Origin of the sequence: Streptomyces sp. NPDC059582 (genome assembly GCF_042735715.1) — a bacterium.
In the GTDB taxonomy this organism is placed as follows: Bacteria; Actinomycetota; Actinomycetes; order Streptomycetales; family Streptomycetaceae; genus Streptomyces.
In genome coordinates, this window is the sequence record NZ_JBHWCC010000015.1 from 130,196 (window position 1) to 156,026 (window position 25,831).

General features: G+C 71.8%; 22 protein-coding genes. 8 read left to right on the forward strand and 14 right to left on the reverse strand.

The window, feature by feature from the left end; translation table 11 throughout:
• Positions 1-13 precede the first annotated feature (13 nt).
• The 3 genes from ACFV0T_RS15945 to ACFV0T_RS15955 form a co-directional block, all read right to left on the reverse strand.
• Positions 14-1,249, reverse strand: a complete 1,236-nt coding sequence (locus ACFV0T_RS15945) for an AAA family ATPase (RefSeq protein ID WP_385778809.1) — start codon at positions 1,247-1,249, stop codon at positions 14-16.
• 63 nt (positions 1,250-1,312) lie between these two features.
• Positions 1,313-2,728, reverse strand: a complete 1,416-nt coding sequence (locus tag ACFV0T_RS15950; RefSeq protein WP_385778811.1) for a hypothetical protein — start codon at positions 2,726-2,728, stop codon at positions 1,313-1,315.
• Positions 2,729-2,836: 108 nt separating this feature from the next.
• Positions 2,837-4,222 carry a condensation domain-containing protein gene (locus ACFV0T_RS15955; protein ID WP_385778813.1) on the reverse strand — a complete coding sequence of 462 codons (1,386 nt, stop codon included), beginning with the start codon at positions 4,220-4,222 and terminating at the stop codon, positions 2,837-2,839.
• A 163-nt stretch (positions 4,223-4,385) separates the two neighbouring features.
• On the opposite strand from ACFV0T_RS15955, the gene ACFV0T_RS15960 reads away from it, so the two are divergent.
• Complete coding sequence (locus ACFV0T_RS15960; protein ID WP_385778815.1) at positions 4,386-5,213, forward strand: DUF817 domain-containing protein; 828 nt, start codon at positions 4,386-4,388, stop codon at positions 5,211-5,213.
• A 136-nt stretch (positions 5,214-5,349) separates the two neighbouring features.
• Here ACFV0T_RS15960 and ACFV0T_RS15965 read toward each other — a convergent pair whose 3' ends face one another.
• On the reverse strand, positions 5,350-7,209 hold the full coding sequence (locus ACFV0T_RS15965; RefSeq protein ID WP_385778817.1) for a M1 family aminopeptidase: 1,860 nt from the start codon (positions 7,207-7,209) through the stop codon (positions 5,350-5,352).
• A gap of 278 nt (positions 7,210-7,487) precedes the next feature.
• Here ACFV0T_RS15965 and ACFV0T_RS15970 point away from each other — a divergent pair, with 278 nt between their 5' ends.
• Positions 7,488-7,649: a hypothetical protein gene (locus tag ACFV0T_RS15970; RefSeq protein WP_385778819.1), complete on the forward strand. Its 162-nt coding sequence runs from the start codon at positions 7,488-7,490 to the stop codon at positions 7,647-7,649.
• 51 nt (positions 7,650-7,700) lie between these two features.
• Here the strand turns inward: ACFV0T_RS15970 and ACFV0T_RS15975 are convergent, their stop codons facing one another.
• From ACFV0T_RS15975 to ACFV0T_RS15985, 3 genes are all read right to left on the reverse strand, one after another.
• Positions 7,701-7,979: a glutaredoxin domain-containing protein gene (locus tag ACFV0T_RS15975; RefSeq protein WP_385778821.1), complete on the reverse strand. Its 279-nt coding sequence runs from the start codon at positions 7,977-7,979 to the stop codon at positions 7,701-7,703.
• A gap of 53 nt (positions 7,980-8,032) precedes the next feature.
• Positions 8,033-11,407 (reverse strand): pyruvate carboxylase, encoded by a 3,375-nt coding sequence (locus ACFV0T_RS15980; RefSeq protein ID WP_385778823.1) that lies wholly within the window; start codon positions 11,405-11,407, stop codon positions 8,033-8,035.
• A 363-nt stretch (positions 11,408-11,770) separates the two neighbouring features.
• Positions 11,771-14,062 (reverse strand): M4 family metallopeptidase, encoded by a 2,292-nt coding sequence (locus ACFV0T_RS15985; protein ID WP_385778825.1) that lies wholly within the window; start codon positions 14,060-14,062, stop codon positions 11,771-11,773.
• A gap of 530 nt (positions 14,063-14,592) precedes the next feature.
• On the opposite strand from ACFV0T_RS15985, the gene ACFV0T_RS15990 reads away from it, so the two are divergent.
• The gene (locus tag ACFV0T_RS15990; protein ID WP_385778827.1) at positions 14,593-15,471 is read left to right on the forward strand and encodes a hypothetical protein; all 879 of its coding nucleotides are present in this window, start codon (positions 14,593-14,595) and stop codon (positions 15,469-15,471) included.
• Positions 15,472-15,529: 58 nt separating this feature from the next.
• On the opposite strand, the gene ACFV0T_RS15995 is transcribed toward ACFV0T_RS15990, so the two are convergent.
• Entirely contained in the window at positions 15,530-15,883 is a 354-nt protein-coding gene (locus ACFV0T_RS15995; protein WP_385778829.1) for a hypothetical protein, read from the reverse strand.
• A 410-nt stretch (positions 15,884-16,293) separates the two neighbouring features.
• Between ACFV0T_RS15995 and ACFV0T_RS16000 the strand changes: the two genes are divergently transcribed.
• The gene (locus ACFV0T_RS16000) at positions 16,294-16,914 is read left to right on the forward strand and encodes a TetR/AcrR family transcriptional regulator (protein WP_385778831.1); all 621 of its coding nucleotides are present in this window, start codon (positions 16,294-16,296) and stop codon (positions 16,912-16,914) included.
• Between the two features lie 93 nt (positions 16,915-17,007).
• Here the strand turns inward: ACFV0T_RS16000 and ACFV0T_RS16005 are convergent, their stop codons facing one another.
• The 4 genes from ACFV0T_RS16005 to ACFV0T_RS16020 form a co-directional block, all read right to left on the reverse strand.
• Entirely contained in the window at positions 17,008-18,018 is a 1,011-nt protein-coding gene (locus ACFV0T_RS16005; protein ID WP_385778832.1) for an alpha/beta fold hydrolase, read from the reverse strand.
• A gap of 72 nt (positions 18,019-18,090) precedes the next feature.
• Positions 18,091-18,696, reverse strand: a complete 606-nt coding sequence (locus ACFV0T_RS16010; protein WP_385778834.1) for a GPP34 family phosphoprotein — start codon at positions 18,694-18,696, stop codon at positions 18,091-18,093.
• Positions 18,697-18,866: 170 nt separating this feature from the next.
• A complete protein-coding gene (locus ACFV0T_RS16015) occupies positions 18,867-20,141 on the reverse strand; it encodes a YbfB/YjiJ family MFS transporter (protein ID WP_385778836.1) in 1,275 nt (424 codons plus the stop codon).
• 175 nt (positions 20,142-20,316) lie between these two features.
• Positions 20,317-20,619, reverse strand: a complete 303-nt coding sequence (locus ACFV0T_RS16020) for a muconolactone Delta-isomerase family protein (RefSeq protein WP_385778838.1) — start codon at positions 20,617-20,619, stop codon at positions 20,317-20,319.
• A gap of 200 nt (positions 20,620-20,819) precedes the next feature.
• Between ACFV0T_RS16020 and ACFV0T_RS16025 the strand changes: the two genes are divergently transcribed.
• The 3 genes from ACFV0T_RS16025 (at position 20,820) to ACFV0T_RS16035 (ending at position 23,190) form a co-directional block, all read left to right on the forward strand.
• The gene (locus ACFV0T_RS16025; protein ID WP_385778840.1) at positions 20,820-21,743 is read left to right on the forward strand and encodes a LysR family transcriptional regulator; all 924 of its coding nucleotides are present in this window, start codon (positions 20,820-20,822) and stop codon (positions 21,741-21,743) included.
• A 291-nt stretch (positions 21,744-22,034) separates the two neighbouring features.
• Positions 22,035-22,748 (forward strand): SDR family NAD(P)-dependent oxidoreductase, encoded by a 714-nt coding sequence (locus ACFV0T_RS16030; protein ID WP_385778842.1) that lies wholly within the window; start codon positions 22,035-22,037, stop codon positions 22,746-22,748.
• A gap of 43 nt (positions 22,749-22,791) precedes the next feature.
• Positions 22,792-23,190 (forward strand): SgcJ/EcaC family oxidoreductase, encoded by a 399-nt coding sequence (locus ACFV0T_RS16035; RefSeq protein WP_385778844.1) that lies wholly within the window; start codon positions 22,792-22,794, stop codon positions 23,188-23,190.
• A 253-nt stretch (positions 23,191-23,443) separates the two neighbouring features.
• Here ACFV0T_RS16035 and ACFV0T_RS16040 read toward each other — a convergent pair whose 3' ends face one another.
• Together ACFV0T_RS16040 and ACFV0T_RS16045 are read right to left on the reverse strand one after the other, a co-directional pair.
• Positions 23,444-23,620, reverse strand: a complete 177-nt coding sequence (locus tag ACFV0T_RS16040) for a hypothetical protein (protein ID WP_385778846.1) — start codon at positions 23,618-23,620, stop codon at positions 23,444-23,446.
• 223 nt (positions 23,621-23,843) lie between these two features.
• Positions 23,844-24,626: an SDR family oxidoreductase gene (locus ACFV0T_RS16045; protein ID WP_385778848.1), complete on the reverse strand. Its 783-nt coding sequence runs from the start codon at positions 24,624-24,626 to the stop codon at positions 23,844-23,846.
• A gap of 207 nt (positions 24,627-24,833) precedes the next feature.
• Between ACFV0T_RS16045 and ACFV0T_RS16050 the strand changes: the two genes are divergently transcribed.
• On the forward strand, positions 24,834-25,715 hold the full coding sequence (locus ACFV0T_RS16050) for a helix-turn-helix transcriptional regulator (RefSeq protein ID WP_385778850.1): 882 nt from the start codon (positions 24,834-24,836) through the stop codon (positions 25,713-25,715).
• Positions 25,716-25,831 lie beyond the last annotated feature (116 nt).

The window sequence follows — 25,831 nt, forward strand, 5'->3', positions numbered from 1 at the left end:
CCGCCTCCCGGGGTCATCGGACCGCCTTCGCGGCCACCCGGGCCGCCGCCCGGTCCGCCCGCCGGGACAGGGACACCGCTCCGGCGAGCCGCTCGATCGACTCCGGTACCTCCCAGTCCTGTTGGCGCAGGGTGGCGAGGGTGGTCGCGGGGACGACCACCAGGTCCGGGGCGCCGGTGTCCATCGCCCGGACCAGCAGGGCCCATGCCGCGTCCCAGCGGGCCTGGTCCGGGCGCCCGCGGACCGCCGCCACCACGCCGTCCAGCACGGCCTGGCGGAGGTCACCCCGTTCTGGCAGGACGGCACCCGCCGGGTCGGCGAGGAGCAGCTCGGGGTCCGGGAGGTCCATCCGGTCCACGCTCGCCAGCAGTTCCAGCCCCGGCCCGTCCCCCACGGTGCCTCTGACCAGCAGGGAGAGCACGTCTCGGGAGGAGCCGGCCGCGGTCGCGAAGGCGATCAGACACAGGGTCATCTCCCAGCTCCGGGGGGACGGCCAGGGCCCGCCCCGGCGCGTCTCGCTCTCGGGCAGCCGGTGGACGAGTCCGGGACGGGCCGCCAGCAGCCCGCACACCGCGCGGCGGGCGAAGTCCACGGCCGCCGGCACCTGTTCCGGGTCGAGCCGTGGCAGTGTCGCCCGCGGCCAGGTCCCGCCCAAGCCGCGTACCACGACCTCGTGGTCGTGGGTCCACTGGAGATGCACGAAACGGTTGGCGAGCGGCGGGCTCAGCTCCCAGCCGTCGGCGGCCGAGGCACGGGGGTTGGCGGCGGCCACGATCCTCACACCGGGCGGCAGTTGCAGGGCTCCGATCCGTCGTTCGAGCACGAGGCGCAGGAGGGCGGCCTGGACGGCCGGCGGCGCGGTGGACAGCTCGTCCAGGAACAGCAGTCCGCGGCCGGCCCGTACGAGTCGCACCGCCCAGTCCGGCGGGGCCATCGGGACGCCGTGCTCCGCGGGATCGTCGCCGACCACGGGCAGGCCCGAGAAGTCGGACGGCTCGTGCACGCTGGCGATCACCGTGGTCAGCGGCAGGTCCAGGGCCGCCGCGAGCTGGGTCAGGGCGGCGGTCTTGCCGATCCCCGGTTCGCCCCACAGCAGCACGGGCAGGTCGGCGGCCACGGCCAGGGTCAGCGCCTCCAGTTGGGTGTCCGTGCGCGGTTCGGTGGTGGTGTCGCGCAGCAGGGCCAGCAACTCGTCGGCGAGGTCGAGCTGGGAGGCGCGGGGGATGTCGGTATGTGCGTACATGGGCATGTTCGATCACCTGTGGGTTCGAGGGAGAAGAGCCGAGTGGGTGCGGGGGCGCGGGCCCCCGGGTCAGCGGGCGGTGGTGTGACGCGGGTGTGAGCGGTGCTCGCCGGGGCGGCGCGCGCCCTCGCGGATCCGGCCGGGGCCGGGGCCGGCCAGGCCTGCGCGGAACAGTCCGTAGGTGATCCGCCGCTGCGCGGCCGCCTCCAGCTCGTCCCGCAGCGCGCCGTCGCGCAGAGGTGCGTCGGGGCCGAGCAGACGCTCGACGACGGTGAGTGCTCCGGCGATGTCGCCGTGGACGAGGCGTTCGCGGACGTCGGCGAGGCACTCCGGTCGGCGGTGTGCCTCGTCGATGGCCTGCAGGCAGGGCATCGGAGTGCCGGTCAGCGCGGCCAGCAGTTCCTCTCGGCGGATCTCGGCCGGGTCGTGGTCCAGCGGGACCAGCACCCCGTCGACCAGGCCGATCCGGTGCCGGGCGCCCCGGCAGTCCACCAGGCGCGGCTGTCCTGGCGTCCGGGGCTGTGTCGCGGACGAGTCCGCCGACGCGTGTTCGGGTACCAGGGCCGCGGCGACCAGCGGGTGCAGCCGGTCGGCCTCGATCAGTCCGGAGCGGATCAGATCGAGATCGGGCAGGGTCCAGGTCGCCGCGTCGGGCAGGACCGGCAGCGCGCGGGTGCCGTCGGTCTTGGGCGCCGCCGCGATCCGGAGCCGGGGCGCGGCGACGCCGTCACCAGGTCCGGACAGGGTCAGGACCAGCCGGTTGCGGGCTCCCAACCGCACGGTGGCGGTCCCGGTGTCGGAACACCCCTCGGCGCGGAGCAGGATCTCCGTCTCGGCCGCCCACCGGTCCACGGCACAGCGGTGTCCGGGCGGCACCGTCTCCGGCAGTTCCGGGTCCGTCGCCGGACCGTCGTCGAGGGGCGGCCGATCGGCCCCGGACCGGATGCGCAGCTCATCGCTGCGGCGCGCGTCCCACAGATGGCGGTGCAGGTCCAGACGGAACCGGCGGCTCGGACGCGGGTGCGGGTGGCGGCGGGCGCCGGCGTCGGAGCGCGAGGCGCCGTCCCACAGCGCCAGGCTGATCCGCTGGCCGGCGTCCGCCCAGGCGGGTGGCGTGCGGGCCACCAAGTGCACCGGATGCTCGCCGTCGGCCCCCTCGATGTCGTATCGGGCCAGGGAGAGGGTGAGCCCCGGCCGCAGCAGTCCGCCGGGAGCGACCCTCGGCAGGTGCCAGCGCAGCAGGTCAGGGGCGAGGTGGCGGAGGTCGGCCCGGATCCGGTCCGCGAGTTCCCGGCCGTGGGTGCGGGCCAGGGCGCGCGGACCGAGGTCGACATCGATGCCCGCGGCGGCGCACGCGCCGGCCCAGTCGCCGGCATGGCGACGGGCGGTCGCGGTGTCGATCATGGACGGCGGCACGGCGAACTCGCGCACGCGCAGCCAGAGGGAAAGGCGGGAATCCCCATTCGCGTGGTGGGTGAGGAGCATCAGCACTCACCTTGCGCGGATGGGACCCCCAATCTGCCAGCAGAATGAGTCGTCATCGCGAGGACCATATCGTCCCTCGCCCGGAACTGTCAGCGGGTTTCCGCATGATCAGCCCCGGGCGACCGAGACGATGACGTCCCGCAGCCGTTCGACGTACAGGCGCATGTTCTTGCTCGCGATGTCGGTGTCCGGGTAGCGGCTCGCGAGCCAGAGGCCCTCGTGCATGCGGTTGACCCAGACGCACACCTGGTCGCCGTACGACACCCTGAGCAGTGCGTACGCGTTCTGCTCGGCCCACCGCTCGGAGCCGGGAATGCTCCGGGCGTCGAGGTAGGAGACGATCGAGTACAGGTCCGGTGAGGTGGGGCGGAAGTCCGTGCCCAGCAGGCTCAGCACACGGGCCAGCGGAATGCGCGCCAGCGACCTGTTGGCCTGCAACTCGGCGCGAACGGTGGCCAGGGCGCCGCGGAAGTCGCGGGCCTGCGCCATGGAGACCTCGATCGGGGCGCCCCCGACGTACCAGCCCACGGAGTCGGACCACTGGGACTTCACCCGGGTGTGGAACGGCACGACCGTGCGGTACACGGACTGGCCGCCGATCTCGTGGACGAGGAGGCTGGTGGCAGCCAGGATGCCGACCAGGCTCCCGCCGTAGGGACGGCAGTGCGCCTCGAACGCGGCGGCGTCGTCGGCGTCCACGAGCATCTCGCGCATCAGCTTCTGGGCCGGCAGTGCGTCGCCTGGCTCGAGGCCGAGGTCGACGGGGAAGTCCGGCAGCTTCCCGTCACAGCGCTGGATGAACTCCCGCCAGCGCGCGACGATCGCGTGGGTGTCGTCGACCCGGTCGGCGTCCGCCCGCTCGATCTCACAGAAGTCGACATAGCTGCTGACCGACGTCTCCTCCTCGGCGTGGCCCGCCAGCCCCGCCGTGTACAGCTCGTGGATCTCGGCGGCGATGCGCTGGAGGGAGTAGCCGTCGACGTTGCTGTGGTCGAAGACCATGTGCACCCGGGCGCCGTCGTCGTGGACGACCGCCGTGTAGAGGAAGTTCGGCCAGCCCAGCGCGTCCGCCGCGACGTCGAAGCGGTCCTGGAGGTGCTGGACGAGTTCCGACGCGTCGGGGAAGTCCCCGATCACCTCGCTTCGCAGTGCCACGGCGTCCGCGTCGAGGGTGAACCGGCGCATCTCGTCGCCGTCCCAGCGGAATCCGCTGCGCAGGGTCTCGTGGCGCAGCGTCCAGCTCCGCAGCGCCTCCTGCAACACGTCGAGGTCGACCGGGCCCGGGAGGTCGAAGGCCGTGCCCAGCCACGTCGGTACGAACAGACCGTCCTCCCGCACCGACCGGGCCGTCCTGATGTGCGCCTCCTGGATGTACGCCGGCGGCCGGGTGTCCTCCGGCAGGTCCGCCGCCGCCTCGACGGTCGCCGGACTGAGCGTCCACTCGACGAGCCGTCCGGGCCGGACCTCACAACGCTGGATGTCGGTCATACGCACCGGGCGTCTCCGTTCTCAGATGGGGCATATCCGATCAAGGGAATGCCCCGCCCGCGACCGGCACGCGGAGAAGCCGGTTTTTTCAATGGAACGGGTGGCGTCTCGAACAACGGTGCCTGCCAGGAGTGCAACCTCCGACGCCGTCGGCGCACTCTCCATGGACATGCGCAGGATCATGAGGGGTGCCGGGGTGTTCACGGGGCAGTTGGCGCGGTTCGGGTGGTTGCAGGCGCGCTGCTGCGCGTTCGCGGTCGCGCTGCTGGGCGGAATGGCGGGCTCGACGTTGCTCCCGCCGCTGCCGGTGGCGCGCTACGACCTGCTGCTGGTGTACGGGGTGCTGCTGACCGCCGTGGGCCTGCTGTTGGGATGGGAGAGCAGGCGGGAGGTGGCCGTGGTGGCCGTCTGCCACCTCCTGGGGCTCGCCTTCGAACTGGTGAAGGTGCGTATGGGTTCGTGGAGTTATCCCGAACCGGGCCTCACCAAGGTGGCCGGGGTGCCGTTGTACGGGGGTTTCATGTACGCCGCCGTCGGCAGCTATGTCTGCCGCTCCTGGCGACTGATGGGGCTGACGCTGACCGGCTACCGGACCCGCGCCACCGCCGTGCTCGCCGTCGGCCTGTACGTCAACTTCCTCAGCCACCACTGGCTGCCGGACCTGCGCTGGGCGCTCGGCGGCCTGCTGATCGCCGTGACCACGGGAACGTGGGTGCACTTCGTGATCGCCGGGCGGCGGTACCGGATGCCGCTGTCGCTGTCCTTCGCCCTGATCGGGTTCTTCCTGTGGCTCGCGGAGAACATCGCCACCTATCTCGGAGCGTGGACGTACCCGAACCAGCTGCACGGCTGGGAACCGGTCTCCGTGTCCAAGTGGGCCTCCTGGGCCCTGCTGATCAGTGTCACCTTCGTCATCAGCGTGGTCCGGGCGGACACGGGCACGCTGACACCGCGTCGGAGGGCGGCGGCAGCGGCACCGGGTCGGGTCACCGCCTGAACACCGTGCCGTGTCGGGTCCGTCCCGCGCCGCGAACCGTGTCAGCTCCGCCGGGTGTGCGGCCATCGGGTCGCCACGGGGGTGCCGGAGAGCGCCCGCCGGGACGAACCGATGGCCGGTAACGTTGACCGGGAGGTCAGCCGTCGATGCGGTGCTGGGTCCAGAACGAGGTCAGGTCCGTGGTCGTGGCGGCCTGGGCTGCCGCCTTGAACTCGGCCGTCGTCGAGACGCCGTACCAGTGCGAAGTGGCGTAGTCCTTGAGGAGTTTGGCCATGACGGTGTCACCGAGGAGGCGCCGCAGGTCGTGCAGGGCGCACTTGCCGTAGTTGTAGACGACGGTGGAGTACCGGGACGAGTGGGCGTCCCAGTAGGCCATCGAGTTGGTGATCTTCTCCGCCGTCGAGGCCCAGGAGACGCTGTTCCAGCAGCCGGTGCCGGTCTTGTTCAGGGCCAGATCGGTCGCGTAGTCGGTGAACGCCTCGTCCAGCCAGGGGCTGTTGTACTCGTCGTCGCCGACGATGCCGTAGAACCACTGGTGACCGATCTCGTGGGTGAGCGCGGTGGTGCTGACCAGGTCGAGGACGAACCCGGGGTATTCCATGCCGCCGAACCAGAAGTTGTTGTCGATCACCGCGTCCAGCTCGCCGTACGGGTAGGCGCCGAACCGTGCGGCGTGGGCGTCCACGGCGGTCTTCGCGGTGGTGAGCATCGACTGCGCGCTGGACGAGCTGATGCCCGAGACGGAGTAGATGTTGATCGGGGTGCCGGCGGTCGAGGTGCCGGAGATCTTGGTGAAGGGGCCGGCGGCCCAGGCGAAGTCGCGGACCTTGGCGGCGGTGGCGGTGGTGATCGTGCGGCCGCTGGTGCCGGGGGTGTCGACGGAGCCGCCGGTGGCCGGGACCAGCAGGGTGCTCGGGTGGTCGAGGGTCACCTGGAAGTCGGCGGCCAGGGAGTAGAACGCCTCGCCGTTGTTGGTGTACGGGTCCAGGTGCCAGCCCGCGCCGTCCTTGACCGCGAGCACCGGCAGGGCGTTGCCGATGAAGCTGAAGGCCCCGTCGTGACCGAAGCGGTCGGCGCCGCTGGGCACGGTGATGCCCAGGTCGAACCCGATCGTGGTGCTCTGGCCCTGCGCCAGGGGCGTCGGCAGGGCGATCCGCAGGGCGGTGCAGGCGACCGAGAGGGCGCCCGCGGTGCCACCGGTGACGTTGGTGACGGTGATCGGCATCGCGGAGCAGGTGCCGTGGTAGTTGTCCCACAGCCTCAGGTACACCTCGCTGAGCGCGGTGGACGAGGCGTTGGTGAAGGTCGCGCTCTCGTGGCCGGTCCAGACGGTGCCGCTCGTGTTGCTGGTGAGACTGACCGTGTACGAGGGTGCGGCCGGCGTGCGGGTGCTGTCCGCGGGCGGGGCGGTGTCGCCGGAGGTGGCGAGGGCCACGTCGTCGACGACGAAGCTCGTCTGGAGGCTGGAGTCCTCGGTCCCGGTGAAGGCGACGGTCACGGTCTGGCCCGCGAACGCCGACACGTCGAACGACTTCTGCGTGTAGCCGGTGGCCTTGTTCAGGTTCGAGTACGTCGCCAGCGTCGTGGCGCCGATCTTCGCCGTCAGCTTGTCGTACGCGGTCGACGAGGTCGTCTCGGCGGTGTCGATGTGCAGCCAGAAGGTCAGGGTGGCGGTGCTGCATCCGGCCGGGATCGTGACGCCCTGGGAGAGCGTGTCGGTGTGCGTGCTGCCGACGCCGTTCAGCCAGGCGAAGCTGGTGCCGCCGTGGGCGCTCTGGCCGGTGCGGCTGGTGATGACGGAGGTCGAGGACTGGGTCCAGGGCGAAGTGCCGCTCTCGAAGCCGCCGTTGGTCACCACCTGGGCCGGGGTGCAGGCGGCGGCCGGCGCGGCCGTGGGCGGCGCGGCGGCCGCCGGGGCGACGGGGAGCAGGAAGGCGGCCAGCGCGGCGACGGCTGTCGCGGTCGCGGCGAGGGCCTTGTGGGGGGTCGGTCTCACGCGTAACTCCTTTGAGGCGGCCGGGATTCCGGCCTGCTCGGTGGCCGCCCGCCCGGCTTGGGTGCGCCGGAGGGCAAGCCGGGGGCTGTGCGGATCGCTCGCGCGATCGCCGAGGTGAGATGCCTGCCGTGACCCCCGGGGTCGGGGCGACGGCTGCCGAAAGCCTGACAGGTTTGACCGGAACATGCCATAAGGGGTAGGTAAAGGTTCACGGTGCGGCACGACACGACGGCGACACCGACTCCCCGGAGGTCGAGGTCATCCTGCGGGTCGTCAACATGGGTCCCGTCGCCGTCGACTGCGACGTCCTCGACATCGCCGACATCGCCGACCGAGACCAGCGGGTAGTGATCTCCACCGCCGTCCCGGGCTCACCCTCCGAGGAGGCGCCGCGGCTGCTGCCGGTCATCGGCGCACAGCGCGTGGACGCGCCCCCCTGAGGCAGGGCACGGCGTGACCCGGGCGTGCCCTGCCTCAGGGGGACGGAATCGTCAATCGGCCTTGTCGAGCAGGTGCGGCGCATGGGTCACGACCGCGTCCATCAGCTGCCTCTTCGACGGGTTCACCATCGCCCGGCCGGCCACCGTCACCGTCGGGACCGTCTCGTTGCCGTCCGCGACCGAGCGGACGTACGCCGCCGCCTCGGGGTCCCTCCAGATGTTCACTTCCGTGTACCGCAGCCGCGTGAAGCGCAGCCGCAGCCGCAGCTTCATGCAGTACGGGCACCCCGGTCGCCAGTAGACGACCACACCGTCCTGGTCCGCGCTCACCGAGCTTCCCCTCCTTCCTCCAGCGGTCCGACCCGGTCCCGTTCCCAGCGGCCTCAGCCGATCTCGACGAGCAGGTCCCCGCCTTCCACCTGCTGGATCCGGTTGATGGCCAGCCTGGTCACCTTCCCCGCCTGCGAGGCGGTGATGGTGGCCTCCATCTTCATCGCCTCGATGGTGGCCACCGTGGCGCCGGCCGCCACCTCGTCGCCCTCTGCGACGACGAGCGTCACCACACCCGCGAACGGCGCCGCCACATGACCGGGCTTGCTCCGGTCGGCCTTCTCGGTCGCCGGGACGTCGGAGGCCGCCGCGGTGTCGCGCACCTGGATCGGCCGCAGTTGACCGTTGAGCGTCGACATCACGGTGCGCATCCCGCGCTCGTCGGCCTCACCGACGGCCTCCAGCTCGATGAGCAGGCGTACGCCGGGTTCGAGGTCGACGGAGTACTCCGTGCCCGGACGCAGGCCGTAGAAGAAGTCCTTGCTGTCCAGCACGCTCGTGTCGCCGTAGGTCTGACGGTGGGTCTCGAAGTCGCGCGTCGGACCGGGGAACAGCAGCCGGTTGAGTGTCGTGCGGCGGGTCTTCTCCAGCCCCGCGCGGTCCTCCTCCGTCAGCTCCTGCACGGGCTTGGCCTCGGCACGGCCGCGCAGCGCCTTGCTGCGGAACGGCTCCGGCCAGCCGCCGGGCGGGGTGCCCAGTTCACCGCGCAGGAAGCCGATGACGGAGTCGGGGATGTCGAACCGGTCCGGTGTCTCCTCGAACTCCTCCGGCGCCACCCCGGCACCCACCAGGTGCAGCGCGAGGTCCCCGACCACCTTGGACGACGGGGTGACCTTCACCAGGTGGCCCAGGATCCGGTCGGCGGCCGCGTACATCGCCTCGATCTCCTCGAAGCGGTCGCCGAGGCCCAGCGCGACCGCCTGGGTGCGCAGGTTGGACAACTGCCCGCCGGGGATCTCGTGGTGGTAGACCCGGCCCGTCGGCGAGGCGAGACCGGCCTCGAACGGCGCGTAGATGCGGCGGACGCTCTCCCAGTACGGCTCCAGGTCGCCGACGGCCTGGAGGTCGAGGCCGGTGGGCCGCTCGGAGTGGTCGGTCGCGGCCACGATCGCCGACAGCGACGGCTGCGAGGTGGTGCCCGCCATCGACGCCACCGCTCCGTCCACGGCGTCGGCACCGGCCTGGATCGCGGCGAGGTAGGTGGCGAGCTGGCCGCCCGCGGTGTCGTGGGTGTGCAGGTGCACCGGCAGGTCGAACTCGCGGCGCAGTGCCGACACGAGCGTCGCGGCGGCCGGGGCGCGCAGCAGTCCGGCCATGTCCTTGACGGCCAGCACGTGCGCGCCGGCCGCCACGATCTGCTCGGCCAGCCGCAGATAGTAGTCCAGGGTGTACAGCCGCTCCGACGGGTCGGACAGATCGGAGGTGTAGCACAGGGCCACCTCGGCGACGGCCGTCCCCGTCTCCCGTACGGCGTCGATCGCGGGCCGCATCTGCGAGACGTCGTTGAGGGCGTCGAAGATGCGGAAGATGTCGATGCCGGTGGCCGCGGCCTCCTGCACGAAGGCGTCGGTCACCTCGGTCGGGTACGGGGTGTAGCCCACGGTGTTGCGGCCGCGCAGCAGCATCTGCAGGCAGATGTTGGGCACCGCCTCGCGCAGGGCCGCCAGGCGCTCCCAGGGGTCCTCGGCGAGGAAGCGCAGGGCGACGTCGTAGGTGGCGCCTCCCCAGCACTCCAGGGACAGCAACTCCGGCAGGGTCCGCGCGACGGTGGGGGCGACGGCGAGGAGGTCCCGGGTGCGCACCCGGGTGGCCAGCAGCGACTGGTGGGCGTCACGGAAGGTGGTGTCGGTGACGCCGATGGTGGGCGACTCGCGCAGCCATCGGGCGAAGCCCTGCGGGCCGAGGTCGACGAGTCGCTGCCGGGAGCCCGCGGGCGGCTCCGCGGCGGACAGGGGCCGCAGCTTCGTGACCGGGTCGATCAGCGCGGGCCGCTCACCGTGCGGCTTGTTCACCGTGACGTCGGCGAGGTAGGTGAGCAGCTTGGTGCCGCGGTCGGCGGAATGCCGCGACGTGAGCAGTTGCGGCCGCTGTTCGATGAAGGACGTCGTCACCCGCCCGGCCTGGAAGTCCGGGTCGTCCAGGACGGCTTGCAGGAAGGGGATGTTCGTGGCGACACCGCGGATGCGGAACTCGGCCACGGCACGCCGGGCCCGGCCGATCGCGGACTTGAAGTCCCGCCCCCGGCAAGTGAGTTTGACGAGCATCGAGTCGAAGTGCGCGCTGATCTCCGTACCCGCGTGCGTGGTTCCGCCGTCCAGGCGGATGCCCGAACCTCCCGGCGAGCGGTAGGCGGTGATCCGGCCGGTGTCCGGGCGGAAGCCGTTGGCCGGGTCCTCGGTGGTGATACGGCACTGCAGGGCGGCACCGCGCAGGGTGACCGTCTCCTGCGACAGCCCGAGGTCGGCCAGGCTCTCGCCGGCCGCGATGCGCAGTTGCGCCTGGACCAGGTCGACGTCGGTGACCTCCTCGGTCACCGTGTGCTCGACCTGGATGCGCGGGTTCATCTCGATGAAGACGTGGTTGCCGGCGGGGTCGAGCAGGAACTCCACGGTGCCCGCGTTGCGGTAACCGATCTGCCGGGCGAACCGCACGGCGTCGGCGCAGATTCGGTCGCGCAGCGCCGGATCGAGGTTCGGCGCGGGGGCCATCTCGATCACCTTCTGGTGGCGGCGCTGCAACGAGCAGTCGCGCTCGAACAGGTGGATGACGTTGCCCTGCCCGTCGGCCAGGATCTGCACCTCGATGTGACGGGGATCCACGACGGCCTTCTCCAGGAACACGGTGGAGTCGCCGAACGCCGAGGCCGCCTCGCGGGACGCCGCCTCGATGGACTCGCGCAGCTGGGCGGGGTCCTCGACTCGGCGCATACCGCGTCCGCCACCGCCGGCGACCGCCTTGACGAACACCGGGAAGCCGATGTCCTCGGCGGCACGGACGAGTTCGTCCACGTCGGTGGAAGGGGCGCTGGAACCGAGCACCGGCACGCCGGCCTCGCGGGCGGCGGCCACGGCTCGGGCCTTGTTGCCCGTCAGCTCCAGGGTGCGGGCGCTCGGCCCGACGAACGTGATGCCCGCCTCCTCGCAGGCGAGTGCCAGGTCGGGGTTCTCGGAGAGGAATCCGTAGCCCGGGTAGACCGCGTCCGCTCCCGCCTGGCGCGCGGCCCGCACGATCTCCTCGACGGAGAGGTAGGCCCGTACCGGGTGGCCAGGTTCGCCGATCTCGTAGGCCTCGTCCGCCTTCAGCCGGTGCAGCGAGTTGCGGTCCTCGTGCGGGAAGACGGCGACGGTGCGCGCGCCCAGTTCGTAGCCCGCGCGGAATGCGCGAATCGCGATCTCACCACGGTTGGCGACCAGTACCTTGCGGAACATCCTGGATCCCTTCAGCCTGCCGGTGACGAGGACCATCGTGTCGGCGTCAGGCCCGTTGTGCCATGTGAGCCGGGCCACCCACCGCTGTGTCGCCCCGGATGGACGGCTGCTTCCCGTTCGGCGCGGATCCACACCGCTCGTCGCCCGCCCGGGAGGAGATGCCGCTCCGCTGGATCTCAAAGGGGGTCGTCCACGGTGACGTTGACGCCGTGGCAGGTCGCCCGGCTGGGCCGCCGGGCAGGGGCCGCAGGCCGGTGGCGCCGCGACGGCCCGGACCATGAGCGGTCCGGGCCGTGCGGCAGGTGGCCGCCCAAGGTGCTGCTCAGGGCGCTGCTCAAGGGCTGCTCAGGGAGCTGCTCAGGGTCAGGGAGTGATCCGCCACTGCTGGATGTAGCCGACGTCGATCGAGGCCAGGTCGCGCACCCGCAGCTTCCAGGTGCCCTCGACGGGCTGCGCCGAGGCGTCCACCGTGAAGGTCTGGTCGACGTTGTCGGCGGACCCACCGGAGCGGTTCAGCAGCGAGTAGACGGTGCCGTCGGGGCCGACCAGGTCGACGGTCAGGTCACCGCGGTAGGTGTGGACGATGTTGACGTAGACCTCGGTGGTGGCCGAGGCGTTGCCCGGACGGCCCGTGATGGTGATGGGAGATTCGACCGCTGCGCCGACGTCGGGAATGTCGACGCGCGTGCTGTTGGCGTAGACGTACGCGACCCGCCACTCGAACTCGACCGTCACGGCCGCGCCCGTGCTGTCGGTGACCGTGACGGTCACCGCACTGGTGCCGGTGGCGGACGGGACGCCGGATATCAGTCCGCTGTCGCTGATGGTCAGCCCGTCCGGGAGACCGGTCGCCGCGTAGCCGAGGGTGGCGTCCGCGTTGGTGGTGTAGGCGTCGATCTGCAGCGCGACCTCTTGGCCGACGCCGGTGATCTGGTCGCCGACCGGCGTGATGTTGACACCGAGCGCGATTCGGTCGCCGACGTGGATCGCGGCCCAGGCGTTGGCGACCGCGAGGTAGGTGTCGCTGTAGGCGCCGAAGAGGTCGGCGGCCGCCTGGAGGGTCGCGACCCGGGCGCCCGCGTAGTTGGTCGTCGAGGTCATGTACGTCGTGAGCGCCCGGTACCAGATCCGCTGGGCGTTCTCGATGCCGACGCCCGTCACGGGCAGGCCGTCGTAGGTGGGGCTGTCGTAGGCGACGCCGTTGACGGTCTTCGCGCCGCTGCCCTCGGAGAGGAGGTAGAAGAAGTGGTTCGCGGGTCCGGAGGAGTAGTGGACGTCGATGCCGCCCAGGCCGGAGTCCCAGTAGTCGCGGGAGGCACCGTCCTTCGACGGCTTGTCCATGTAGCGCAGCGGGGTGCCGTTCCCCCGGATGTCGATCTTCTCGCCGACGAGGTAGTCGGGGACGTCGGCCGTGAGGTCGGAGTGGAACTCCACGGCGGCGGCGAAGATGTCCGAGGTCGCCTCGTTGAGGCCGCCGGACTCGCCCGAGTACGCCAGATTGGCGGTGGCGCTCGTGACGCCGTGGCTCATCTCGTGGGCCGCCACGTCCAGCGCGGTCAGCGGGTGGGTGTTGCCGGAGCCGTCGCCGTAGGTCATGCAGAAGCAGGTGTCGGACCAGAAGGCGTTGACGTAGCTGTTGCCGTAGTGGGCCCGGCTGTAGGCGGCGACACCGTCGTTGCGGATGCCGTTGCGGCCGAAGACGTCCTTGTAGTAGTCCCAGGTCGCCGCCGCCCCGAAGGCCACGTCCACGCCCGCGGTCTGACGGTTGCTCTGGGTGCCGTCGCCCCAGACATCGTTGTCGTCGGTGAAGAGGGTGCCGGTGCCGGAGGTCCCCTGGTTCAGGTCGTAGGTGCGGTGGCCCGCACGATCGCCGTCGACGAGCTGGTACGTCGCACCGGACGGCGTGGTGCCGAGCGGCACGGTTCCGCTGTACTGGCCGGTGCCCGTGCCGGTGTGCACGCCCTGGTACTGCTGGATGGCCTTGCCCGAACTCGCGTCGGTGACGACGTGCAGTTCGCTGGGGGTGCCGTCGTCCTGGAAGCCCTCGACCAGCGTCTCCCAGGCCAGGACCGGCGTCGCGCCGGCCGCCCAGACGACGAGCCGGGGCGCGCCGTCGACCGCGGTCCCGGCTCCCGCCGTGTCGGCCTTCTTCGCGGCCGTGAGCGCCTTCTTCGCGGCGGCGGCCGCCGAGATCCTCGGTGTGGTGGTCGGCACCGAGAGCGTGGCCTCGGTCGCCTCGGAGACGGTGGTCCGGCCGTTCTTCACGTGGACGACGAGGTCGCCGCCGAGCACGGGGAGTCCGGCGTAGGTGCGCTCGTACCGCGTGTGGGTGGTGCCGTCGGCGTCCTGGACGACGTCCTTGACTACGAGCTTCTCGCGGGACCCGAGGTCGAGCCGTCTCGCCGTGGCGCCGGCCGCGGCCTTCGCGCTGTTGACGAGGGCGGCGCGCTTCGCGGGCGACAGGGCGGCCGGGGCGGCGCCGGAGCGCGGCGCGGCGACGATCTTCGTGGGGCCGGGGTCCTTGGGTGCGGCGGAGGCGGCGCCGCTCTGCACGGCGCCGGCGAGGAGCGTTCCGGCCGCGAGGGCGACGATCGCCGCGCTTGCTCGGCGACGGGAGTGGGGGCGAGGACGGGCGAAGGGGTGTGGCCGTAACAAGGTCTACTCCTTGTGCGACAGTCGGCCGAGGTGGGAGGCCGAGGGTGAGCGGGCCTGCGGGGGTGGCCGGCCCGGAGCGCGCTGGGCGGGAACAGACGTGGCACAGGACGCGCGGGGCGCCCGTCCACGACGGGAGGCGGCGCGCGGAATGAGGTGGGGGAGGGCGTGGGGGTGTGGGGGTGTGGGGGATGTGAACGGCCGGTGAAGGCCGATAGAAGGGTGACATCACCCTCACAGGGTTGTCATGGAAGCGACAAAGGAAAGGCCGGAAATGACCATTGCCTGCTGCGGGTTCACCAAGCGGAGCGGAGCTTTTCGGCCGCACCCGGCGAGCTGGGCGCATCCGCACACGCCCTCGCGCCCGACGGACTGACGCACCCCCGCGCATCCCCGTGCGCACCCCCGCGCATCCCCGTGCGCACCGCTGCGCCTCGACGTCACCGTCATCAGCGTGCGCCAGATGTTCTCAGAACGTAACGCTCCCTGATTTCAAGGGACTTGACCGGGCGCTTCTGCTCTATCTTCACATCATGTCCACGCCACCGGAGCCTTCGCAGCAGCCCCCGAACGACTCAGGGGCGCCGGCACAACCGACCGCGTATCCCTATCCGAACCCGCAGTCCCCGAGTGCGGGCGCAACGGCGGACCCTCCCCCGCCGGTCCCCGCGTCCGCACCTGCTCAGCAGGCGTTCTACGCGCAGCCCACCCTGGTGGGGCAACAGGGCGGTCCCTACCCCTCGCCGGGCCCGTACGGCCCCTTCGCCGCCCCTCGGCCCGGCGGCACCGGCGGTGCCGGACGGGCCGTCCTGTGGGCCGCCGTCGGCGCGGTGGCCGCCTCCGCCGTATGGGCGGTGGGCGTCTTCGCGCTCGACGGCCTGGGCAACCGCGCGGACCTGCGCGGCTACCGAGCACCGTCGAACCTGTGCACCAACGGCGACTATTCGTCCTTCCGCGCGGAGTACCCCGCGGACGGCACCGCGCCGACCCACAGTTCCCTCGAGGACGGCGCCCTCGACGAGTCCTACTGCAGCCTCGCGCTGAAGAAGAGCGGTTCGACCTACTCGGACGCGTACCTCTCCGTCCAGGTGGACCTGCACAAGAAGACCGATCCCCGACCGGAGTTCACCGCCACCTGGAAGAACTACCGGGAAAGCCACAAGGGTTACCACGTGGAGGCCGTCAGCGGCGTCGGTGACGAGGCCTACCTCGCCACCCAGGACACCACCACCGGCACCAGCGGCTCGCTCTACGCCACCCTCGCCGTCCGGGACGGCTGGATGACGTACACGATGAGCTACAGCGCCTACCTCAGCTCGTACGACACGGACGTCGATCCGCCCGTGCTCGCCGATGTGACCGACTGGCTGAGATCGGACACCAAGGCCACCCTGGAGGAACTCAAGAGCTGACGACCCCGCCGACCGGTCCCCCGGCGCAGCCGACGACTCCGGCAGCCGCTCCCCCGGCTCACCGGAACTCGTGCACCACCTGGATCCCGCCGACGATGTGCGCGTTGAACGCGTCGAGCTCCTCGGCCGGCACCCACAGTTCGAGAATCGTGCGGCCGCCCGCCTGCCTGACGGGATACCGGCTCAGGAACTCCGACTCGACCTCGAAGCGCGTGACGAAGCCGGCTCCGCTGTGCTTGACGTTCCAGTCCCTGGCGATCTTGATGGCGTAGTCCTCGTCGAGGACCGGGTAGAAGATCGGCTGCTCGGGCAGCCGCGGCGGCCATGCGGCCCAGCCGAGCTCCCGGACCAGCTCCAGCTCCCGGGGGCCGGTGGGGCGCCACAGGGTGGTGGTCGGTCGTCGGCTGCTCATCGGAATCGCCTCGGCGTCTGGCCGGCTCGGTACCGCCGGTCGGGACCTCGGACAGTACCGACAGCACCGACACGACGGCCACGGGGTTTCGGCGCCCGAGAAGCCGTCCGGGCGGAGCGGTCCGCTCCGCGGGGTCACTCGGCCGACGTGGTCGAGGGGTTCGTGGAGCCGGCGGCCGTGCATGTCCGGGCGGACATGTCCGGGTAGGGCTGTTCGGGGTGGGGCTGCCCGGGCGGGCATGTCCGGGTAGGGCTGCCCGGGCGGGCATGTCCGGGTGAGGCTGCCGGGGAGGGCTGTCCGGTGAGGCTGCCGGGGACGGCTGTCCGGGTGGCGGCCCCGACAGGGGAAGCAGCGGGATTCTAGCTAGTCGACCGGTCTAGTAAGAGAGCCGGCGGACGTACACTCGGCCCATGGGACGCACCAGTGACGCCAGGGAGAAAATCGTCGCCGCCGCGCAGTCGCTCATCGAACTGCGCGGCTACTCGGCGCTGGGCGTGGCGGAGATCTGCAAGGCGGCCGGGGTGCCCAAGGGCAGCTTCTACTACTTCTTCGAGTCCAAGGAGGCGCTCGCGCTCGCCGTCATCGACGAGCACTGGGCCGGCCAGCGCCAGGCCTGGACCCGGGTGCTGACCGGTGACGCGGAGCCGCTCCAGCGACTGCGGCTGCTGTTCGAGGAGACGGAGGCCGGCCAGCGCGCCGGACAGGTGAGCTGCGGCACCGTCTCGGGCTGCCTGTTCGGCAACCTCACCCTGGAGATGAGCAACCAGACCGAGGCCATCCGCGCCCGGTTGCAGGAGATCTTCGACGCGCAGGTCGAGATGGTCGAGACGGTCGTCGCGCAGGCGCTGGCACGCCGGGAGATCGCGGTGAGCGACACCCTGGAGGCCGCACGGTCCGTGGTCGCGCAGCTCGAAGGCCAGGTGCTGTTCGCGAAGCTCTACAACAGCACCGGCAGGCTCGGCCCACTGTGGGCGAACTGCCTGGCCCTGCTGGGGGCCCGTGACCCGCAGGAGGTTCCGGCCGGTCTCTGAGTGACCTGGTCGAGGGATCGGGTCCGGAGCGTCGGGTGACCAGGCCGGAGAGACGAGTGAGCGGGTAGGGCCGGGTGCGGTCGAGTGACCGGGTCAGAGGCGGGTCGCGTCCGTGACGGCCTCGGCCATGGCCTGTGGGGCTTCCTGTGGCAGGTTGTGGCCGATTCCCTTCAGGGTCCGGTGGGTGTACGGGCCGGTGAAGCGGCTGCGATAGGCGGCTCCGGCTCCCGGCGGGGTGAAGGGATCGAGCTCGCCGTCCAGGGTGACCGTCGGCACGGTGATGGCGGGGCTTTCGGCCAGCCGGTCTTCGAGGTGGTCGAGCTTCGGGTCGCCGTCGGCCAGACCGAGTCGCCAGCGGTAGTTGTGGATCACGATGGGGACCCAGTCCGGATTGTCGAAGGCCGCCGCGGTGCGCTCGAACGTCGCGTCGTCGAAGTGCCAGGTCGGGGACACGTTCTTCCAGATGAGCCGCGCGAAGTCGTGCTTGTACCGGGCGAGGCCGAGCTCACCCCTCTCGGTGGCGAAGTAGTACTGGTACCACCACGCCCACTCGGCCTGCGGCGGCAACGGCGCCTTGTTGCGTTCGCGATCGGTGATCAGATAGCCGGACACCGACACCAGCGCCTTGCAGCGTTCCGGCCAGAGCGCCGCGACGATGTCCCCCGTGCGCGCCCCCCAGTCGAAACCGGCGAGGACCGCCTTCTCGATCCTCAGCGCGTCCATCAGCGCGAGGATGTCGAGGGCTATCACCGCCTGCTGCGCGTTCCTGAACGTACTCCGCGACAGGAAACGCGTCGCGCCGTGGCCCCGCAGATACGGGACGATCACCCGGTGGCCCCCGCCCGCCAGCGCGGGCGCGACGTCGACATAGCTGTGGATGTCATAGGGCCAGCCGTGCAGGAGGAGGACCACGGGACCGTCGGCCGGCCCGACCTGCGCGTACCCGATGTCGAGAACTCCGGCGTTGATGTGTCTCAGCTTGCCGAAGGAGGTGCGCGTCCCCGGTCCGAGCGGAGTGGACGCGGCCGACGGCGACGGCAGCGCCGCCCCCGCCGTCCCCGCGGTGAAGATCTTGGAGAACGTCCGCCTGTCGATGGTTCTCACCCTCTCCTTGCGAGCGCCGCCTCGATGCGAGCGTTGCGCGGGCGAACAACCCGTCCCTTGCCGATGTCCCCGTTATTCGCCGCGCCAGACATTGTCGAATGCCGCGTTCTCGACGGCCTGCCGTTGCCGTACGGCTTCCAGCTCCATCACCGCGTCGTTGACGGCCGCCAGCACGGTCACGACCGGATCGCTCACCGCGTCGAGGGAGTCCGCGGCCGGCTGGTCGGTGATCCCGACGGCGGCCGCGAGCGCGGCGAGCACGGGATCGCCCGCGTGCCAGCGGTCGGCGGCGTGACTGCGGGCCGGCGAGTCGACCAGCGCGGGCTCGGTGGTGCGCAGCGGATTCCAGCCCCGGCGCCGCGTGGTGATGCCGCCGTCCTTCTCCAGAGCGGCGAGGTACGCCCGGGACAGGCCGCGTCCGCGCCGCCACAGCCAGTCCTCGATCGACTCGTACGGCTCCTGCCGGACGAGCGACGACGCTGCCTCGTCCAACAGGCCGTCCCCCAGGGCCGGCTGGAGACCGGGCAGGAGGTGGTCGCCGCGCAGGGTGAGGACCTCCGCGCCGATCAGGTCGATGGCTTCGGCTCCGGCGAGGGCCAGCGACAGATCGCCCGGCTCCGCCGGACGCGCGGACCGCACGTCCATCGTGACGATCATCAGGTCCGTGGCTGTGGTCATGAGCGACTCCAGGTCAGAGGCGTGAGCGGCGGTCGGTCGCCGAGCCGCCGGGGCGGTGCCGAGCGCGTGGCCCGGTACGGCGGGCGGCGGCCGGGCGGCGTGGACGGTCGTACGGCGTGCGCGGTGTCCGGGACGGGGACCTCCCGCCGGTCCGCCGCGGGGCTGGTCCGTCAGGGGCGCTCGGCCCGCATCGGGCCAGTCTCCGCCGATGCCGGGCGCGGTACGGGTACGGCACGCCGTGCCGCGGTCAGGTGGCGGGGGAAGCCGATGCGCAGGACGCCGGCGGCGGCCGCGGCGGCGAGGACCACCAGGGAGGCCAGGATCAGGGCCTGCCGGTAGCCGTCCTGGAGCAGGGGGGCGACGAGCAGCGGGCCGAGGATCTGACCGACGGAATATCCCGCGGTCAGCAGCGCGACGGAGCGCGGGAACCGCAGATCGGCACCCGTGGCCAGAGCGATGGTGCTGATGCCGATGAACGTCGCGCCGAACAGCATCGCGGAGATCAGCGCGGCCGCCACACCGCCGACGAGCGCGGGGAGCGCTATGCCGATCGCCTGGAGGACCAGCGCCGCGAGCAGCACGTCGGGCCCGGACCAGCGCCGTCCGAGCCGGGCCCACAACGCCGAGGACGGCACGGCCGCCACGCCGACCAGGACCCAGGCCCCGCTGCCGGTCCAGCCCGGGGATCCCTGGCCGATCGCGGCGACCAGGAAGGTGCCGGCGATGATGTATCCGACGCCCTCCAGCGTGTAACTCGCGCACAGGACGGCGAACCAGCGGTGCGTGCGCGGCGCCGAGGGGCCGGCACCGGGTGTCGGGGACTCCCCCGTGGCCGCCGGCGGCGGTTCGGGGCGCAGGTTCCACGAGACGGCGCCGAGGACGGCGGCCAGGACGGCCGCGGCCCACCAGGCGGCCCGCCAGTCGGCCGCGGACCGCAGTACGAGGACGAGCAGGCCGGACAGCGCGATCCCGGCACCGACCCCGCCGAAGCCCCAGCCGGGCAGGTGGGCGGGGTGCTGCCGCAGGTGACCGAGAAGCGAGCTGACCGCGACGACGAAGATCAACGCGCTGGCGACCCCGGCCAGCAGCCGCAGTACGAGCCACACCCCGGTGCTGTGTGTGAGCGGCATCGCGGCCAGCCCGGCCGTCAGCACCAGCAGCGAACCGCGCAGCGCCACGCGGGAGCGGACCAGCGCGGGCACCAGGATGCCTGCGAGCGCGCCGACGAGATAGCCGACGTAGTTGGCGGTGGCCAGGTGCGCGCCCGCGTCGGCGGACAGCCCCGCCTGGGTATTCATCAGGGGAAGGATCGGGGTGTAGACGAAGCGGCCGACCCCCATGCCGGCGGCGAGCGCCGCGGCGGCCCGGACGACATGGCCCCAGGGTGAGTTCGGCGGGGCGTCCGAGGGGGTGGACCGGGGTCCTCGCAGACGTACTGCGGTCATGGCGTGTTCGTACCTCAACGACGGGGAGACGTAGGCGCGGGGGGCGTACGCGAAGTGAGCGCGTAGACGCGGGGCGCATGGGCGAGGGGGCACGCGGATCGCACGCGGGCGTGGCGCGGCTCGCGGGTTCGGCCGGGCGGCGGAGCGGAACCGGGTGAACGGGTGCGCGTGGCCGTCACGCGGAGGGGTCGGATCGCCCCGGGTCGTTGGGGTGGGATTCGAGCGCGGTGACGGTGAGGCTCATCCAAGGGCGCAGCGGCAGCGTGCCGAGCACCTTCTCGTGGAGTTCGTCCTCGTCGTCGGCCCGCCAGATGCCGATGCTGCGCAGCTCGCCGACCGGACGCCACAAGCGTGCCAGGTGACCGGTGGCCGCGAGTTCCCCGGCGCGGACGGCTTCGGCGGCACGCCGCCGGTCGACCTCGTCCTGGCTGGTGCCCTCGGGGACGGTGGTGGTGATCTCGACCAGGAAGTCGCGCATGGTCCTGCTCCGTTCGACTCGACGGGGCGCGCGGCGCGAGCCGCGCGCGAGCGCACACGGACCGCTTTCCGGCGCCCCGCGGCTGCCGCCGCGACCGCGCGCTCCGCGGTGTCCCTGCTCCTATCGTGTCCCCGCCGGCCCGGAAGCCGCCACGACCGACCGCCTCGCTGCTGGTAGGCGCAGCCTCCCACCGGCGTAGAGTGGCGGGCGTGGAGCTGCGCCAACTGCGGTACTTCGTCGCGGTCGCCGAGGAACTGAACTTCGGCCGGGCCGCCAAGCGCCTGCTGATCGCCGGGCCCTCCCTGTCCCAGCAGATCAAGGCCCTCGAACGCGACCTCGGCGTACGCCTGTTCGATCGCGACCGACGCTCGGTGACCCTCACCCCGGCCGGTGCCGACCTGCTCCCGCACACCCGCGCCCTGCTGGAACGGGCCGCCGACCTCCACAGCCGCGCCGACCGGCTGGCCGGATCGCAGCCCGTCCGGCTCGGCTACGTCAACTGGCTTCCCGCGGACCTCACGGCCGCCACCTCCGCGGTGGCGCGGGTCCATGTCGACGCGTGGGTCGCGCCCTCCCACACCCAGGCCGCCCGGGTGGCCGACGGCAGCCTGGATCTCGCGGTGTGCTGGGTGCGGACCGAGGACCTGGAGCGGCACGGTCTGCAGGCCCGGCTCCTCGGCGCCGACCGGCTGTACGCCGTGGCCGCCGGCGACGACAGGAGTGCCGTGCCCGCCCGGGACACCTGCGTCCTCCTGGACGACGACACCACGTCCTGGGCGTCCTGGAACGTCTACGCCGAAGAACTCGCCCAGGACACGGGGGCGCGGGCGATCCGCGTCTCCGACGGGGGGATCACCGGCCCCGGCTTCTTCGACCACGTTCGCCGCTGCGGTCACCCGGTGGTCAACTCGCCCAAGGGGCAGACCACTCCCCTGCCGCCCGACCTGGTCCGGCGCCCCGTCGTCGCGCCGGAGGTGCACTGGACCTGGTCCCTGGTCCGGCGGCGCAGCGAGGCCCGTGCCGCGGTTCTCGCCGTCGTCGACGCCCTCTGCGACGGTGTGGGCGACCTCGGCATCGACGGCCCGGACGTGTGGCTGCCCGCGGGCGACCCGCACCGGCACTGACCCGTACGCCTGACTGCCGGCGGGGACTCTCACTGACATCTCACTGACACCGACCCGTACGCCTGACTGCACGCGGGCGACCCTCCCTCGCATTGACCTGGAGTGGGAGGCCGAGCCTCCCAGGTGCGAGCGAGCCGGTCCCGAAAAGGCGGCGCCGACCTTTGACTTCTCCGTGGGGCACGACCTACGGTCCAAATAGTCGACCGGTCGGCTAGTAAGAACTGAGCACGAGTGACAGCCCGCTCTCGACCGGTCGCGACCACCCACTCACCCTTTTCGGAAAAGGTCATCATGAGCTCTCAGCACCAGAAGGTCGCCCTGATCACCGGCGCGTCGCAGGGCATCGGCGCCGGTCTCGTCGAGGCCTACCGCAAGCTCGGCCACGCCGTCGTGGCCACCTCGCGCACCATCCCCGAGTCGCACGACCAGAACCTCCTGACCGTCCAGGGCGACATCGCCGACCCCGCCACCGCCGAACGCGTCGTCGCCGCGGCCGTCGAGCGCTTCGGACGGGTCGACACCCTGGTCAACAACGCGGGCGTGTTCGTCGCCAAGCCCTTCGTCGAGTACACCGCGCAGGACTACGCCACCGTGACCGGCGTGAACCTGGCCGGCTTCTTCCACATCACGCAGCTGGCCATCGGGCACATGCTCGCCCAGGGTGGCGGCCACATCGTGAACATCACCACCAGCCTCGTCGACAACCCCGACTCCAACGTCCCCTCCGTGCTCGCCTCCCTGACCAAGGGCGGTCTCCAGTCCGCCACCAAGTCCCTGGCCATCGAGTACGCCACCCGGGGCATCCGCACCAACGCCGTCTCGCCGGGCACCATCAAGACCCCGATGCACCCGGAAGAGACCCACGCGGTGCTCGCCGGACTGCATCCGGTCGGCCGGATGGGCGAGTTGAGCGACATCGTCGACGCGGTGATCTACCTGGAGAACGCCCCGTTCGTCACCGGCGAGATCCTCCACGTCGACGGCGGCATGAGCGCCGGGCACTGATCACGGCACCCGGACCCGATCCCCTTCGACAGGAGAGACCCCGATGAACAGTGCCACGGACGGTGAAGCGATCCTGCGTGGCGTCCTCGACCGGTGGCAGGAAGCCGTCGACGGACACGAGCCGGAGCGGGTGGCCGCCGCCTTCACCGAGGACGCGATCTTCCAGGGGCTGCACCCCTACAGCGTCGGACGGCAGGGTGTCGCCGCCTACTACGACTCCCAGCCCCTAGGGATGACGGCCAGGTACCGGATCCTGGAGACCAGACGGCTCACCGAGGACCTTGTACTCGGCTACCTGAAGGTCGACTTCTCGTTCACCGACCGGCCCACGGTGAACGTCCATCTCGGTGTCCTGGCACGGCGCGTGGAGGGCGCCTGGTACCTCGGCCACTACCAGGTGTCGCGCCTCGACCAGGGCCTTTCGTTCGCGACACCGAGCTGATCCAAACGACAGGACCTGGGCAGCGAGACCCGCGTTCCGGTCAGCTCGCAGCCCTCGCCGACCTCGGACTGCCGCATCCGGACCGGCGGGTGCTGCCGGCGGTCCACGCCGAGCTCGCCGGCGCCAGGGGCTCTCCGTTCGACCGGCCACGTGCCCTGACCGCTACAGGCCCCGGCCGCATAGGTGAGGGGTGGTCGTCCCGCGACCACCCCTCGGTCGACGACAGCCACCCGTCGGCCGCCGCGACATCGGTCTACAGGTTTTCCGCGAAGAAGGACTCGAGCCTCTCCAGCGCCTGGGCGGTGCACTTCGGCTGGTCGTACAGGTCGTAGTGGCTCGTGCCCTCGACGACGAAGATGTTCTTCGTGTCCGACCGGGCCCGGTCGAAGAGTTCCCAGCCGTCTCGGTACGAACCGAAGGCACCCGGCACGTCTTCCACGATGACCTGCAGGACGTCGGCCGGGCAGCGTTCGGACCTCGATCGGGAGATGGTGAGGTGCTCAGGACACGCACGCCCTGGCCGCCCTTGGTCCGATTCCTCGGTTTTCTCAGATCCCTCAGTCTCCAGATCCCTCAGTCTCCAGATCCCTCAGTCTCCAGATCCGTCAGTCTCCAGATCCGTCAGTATCCAAATTCCTCAGTCTCCAGATTCCTCAGATGATGCCGCCGTTGGCGCGTACGACCTGGCCGTTGACCCAGTGGCCGGCCGGTGAGGCGAGGAAGGCGACGACCGCGGCGATGTCGGCGGGAGTACCGAGGCGCTCCAGCGGGGGCTGCGCGGCCAGGTGGGCGATGGTCTCCTCGTCCTTGCCCTCGAGGAAGAGCGCGGTGGCGGTCGGGCCGGGGGCGACGGCGTTGACGGTGACGTCCCGGCCTCGCAGCTCACGGGCGAGGATCAGGGTGAGCGCCTCGACTGCGCCCTTGCTGGCCGTGTAGGCGCCGTAGCCGGGGAAGGCCAGGCCCACCACGGAGGTGGAGAACATGACGAACGCCCCGCCCGGCCGGATCCTGCGCGCGGCCTGCTGCGCGACGACGAAGCTGCCGCGGATGTTGGTGCGGTGCATCTTGTCCAGCTCCGCGAGGTCCAGTTCGGCGACCGGCGCGAGGTGCATGCGGCCGGCCGCGTGAGCGACGACGTCGACCCCGCCGAACTCGTTCTCGGCCGCGTCGAACAGGGCGGCCACCTGCTCTTCCTCGGCGACGTCGGCCTGGACGGCGATGGCCCGGCCGCCCGCGGCGGTCACGTCCTTCACGGCGGCTTCGGCGTGGTCGCGGTTGCCGGCGTAGCCGACCACGACGGCGAATCCGTCGGCGGCGAGGCGGCCGACGGTCTCGCGGCCGATGCCACGGGAACCGCCCGTGACGATGGCCACGCGGGGCCGGTCGGCGCCCTGGTCGGGCGTGGAGTGGCTGGGGGCCGGGTCCTGGGCGGGCATCGGGACTCCTTCAGAGGTTCGGTGCGGGACGTTCGGGAACGCCCCGCCGAGTCGTTCGCGGCGTCGGGCGGGCCTTCGGCACCGTGGCCGCCGGTGCCCCGCTCGTGACTCCAGCGTGCGCCGGTGTCGTCAGGACAGCCATGGCTGTCCCCACCCTGGGGTCGGCGACCCCTGGCTGAGCCCGGCGGCGCGCGTGAGGATGGAGGGGTGAACCACTCGGAGCTCGCCGCATTCCTGAAGTCCCGGCGCGACCGGATCCGTCCGTCCGACGTCGGCCTGCCGACCGGACCGCGCCGCCGGGTCGCCGGTCTGCGGCGCGAGGAGGTCGCCCAACTGGCGGGCCTGTCCGCGGACTACTACACGGAGCTGGAGCGGGGACGCGGCGCCCAGCCGTCGGCGCAGGTCCTTGCCGCTCTCGCCAGGGCCCTGCGGCTGAACGGCGACGAACGCGACCACCTGTTCCACCTCGCCGACCGTCCGGTCCCCCCGGCGCACCGCGGCCCCACCGCGCATGTCCAGCCGGCCCTGCTCGGCCTGCTGGACCGGCTGACCACCACCCCCGCCCAGGTCATCACCGACCTGCACCAGGTCCTCGTCCAGAACGAGCTGGCCGCCGCGCTCGTCGGGCGGCAGCGGGCGGTACGCGGCCCCGAGGCGAGCTTCGTCTACCGCTGGTTCACCGACCCGGGGGCGCGTGCGCTCTACCCGGTCGAGGACCACCCCCATCACTGCCGGGTCTTCGTGGCCGATCTCCAGGCGGTCGCCGCCCTGCGCGGCGACGACAGCGAGGTGGTGGGGATGGTGGCGGCGCTGCGGCTGCGCAGCCGGGAGTTCGCCGCTCTCTGGGACAACCACGACGTCGCCCTGCGGCGCACCGATCACAAGCGCATCGTCCACCCGGCGCTGGGCACCATCGAACTCGACTGTCACAGTCTGTTCAGCGAGGACGGACGTCAGCGTCTGCTGTGGTTCACCGCTCCGGCCGGAACGGAAGGCGCCGCCCAGCTGGAGCTGCTGTCGGTCATCGGGACGCAGGACATGTCGAGCGGGACCGGCGCGGCCGACGGAGTCCCCAGGACCAGCGGCTGAGACCACCCGGATGACCCGGATCATCCAGAGGGTGTGCGGTGGCGGGGGGGGGGGGGGGGGGCCGCGCCGGCCGGGCCCGCCCCCCCCCCCCCCCCCGGCCAGGCTGGGCGGGCGCC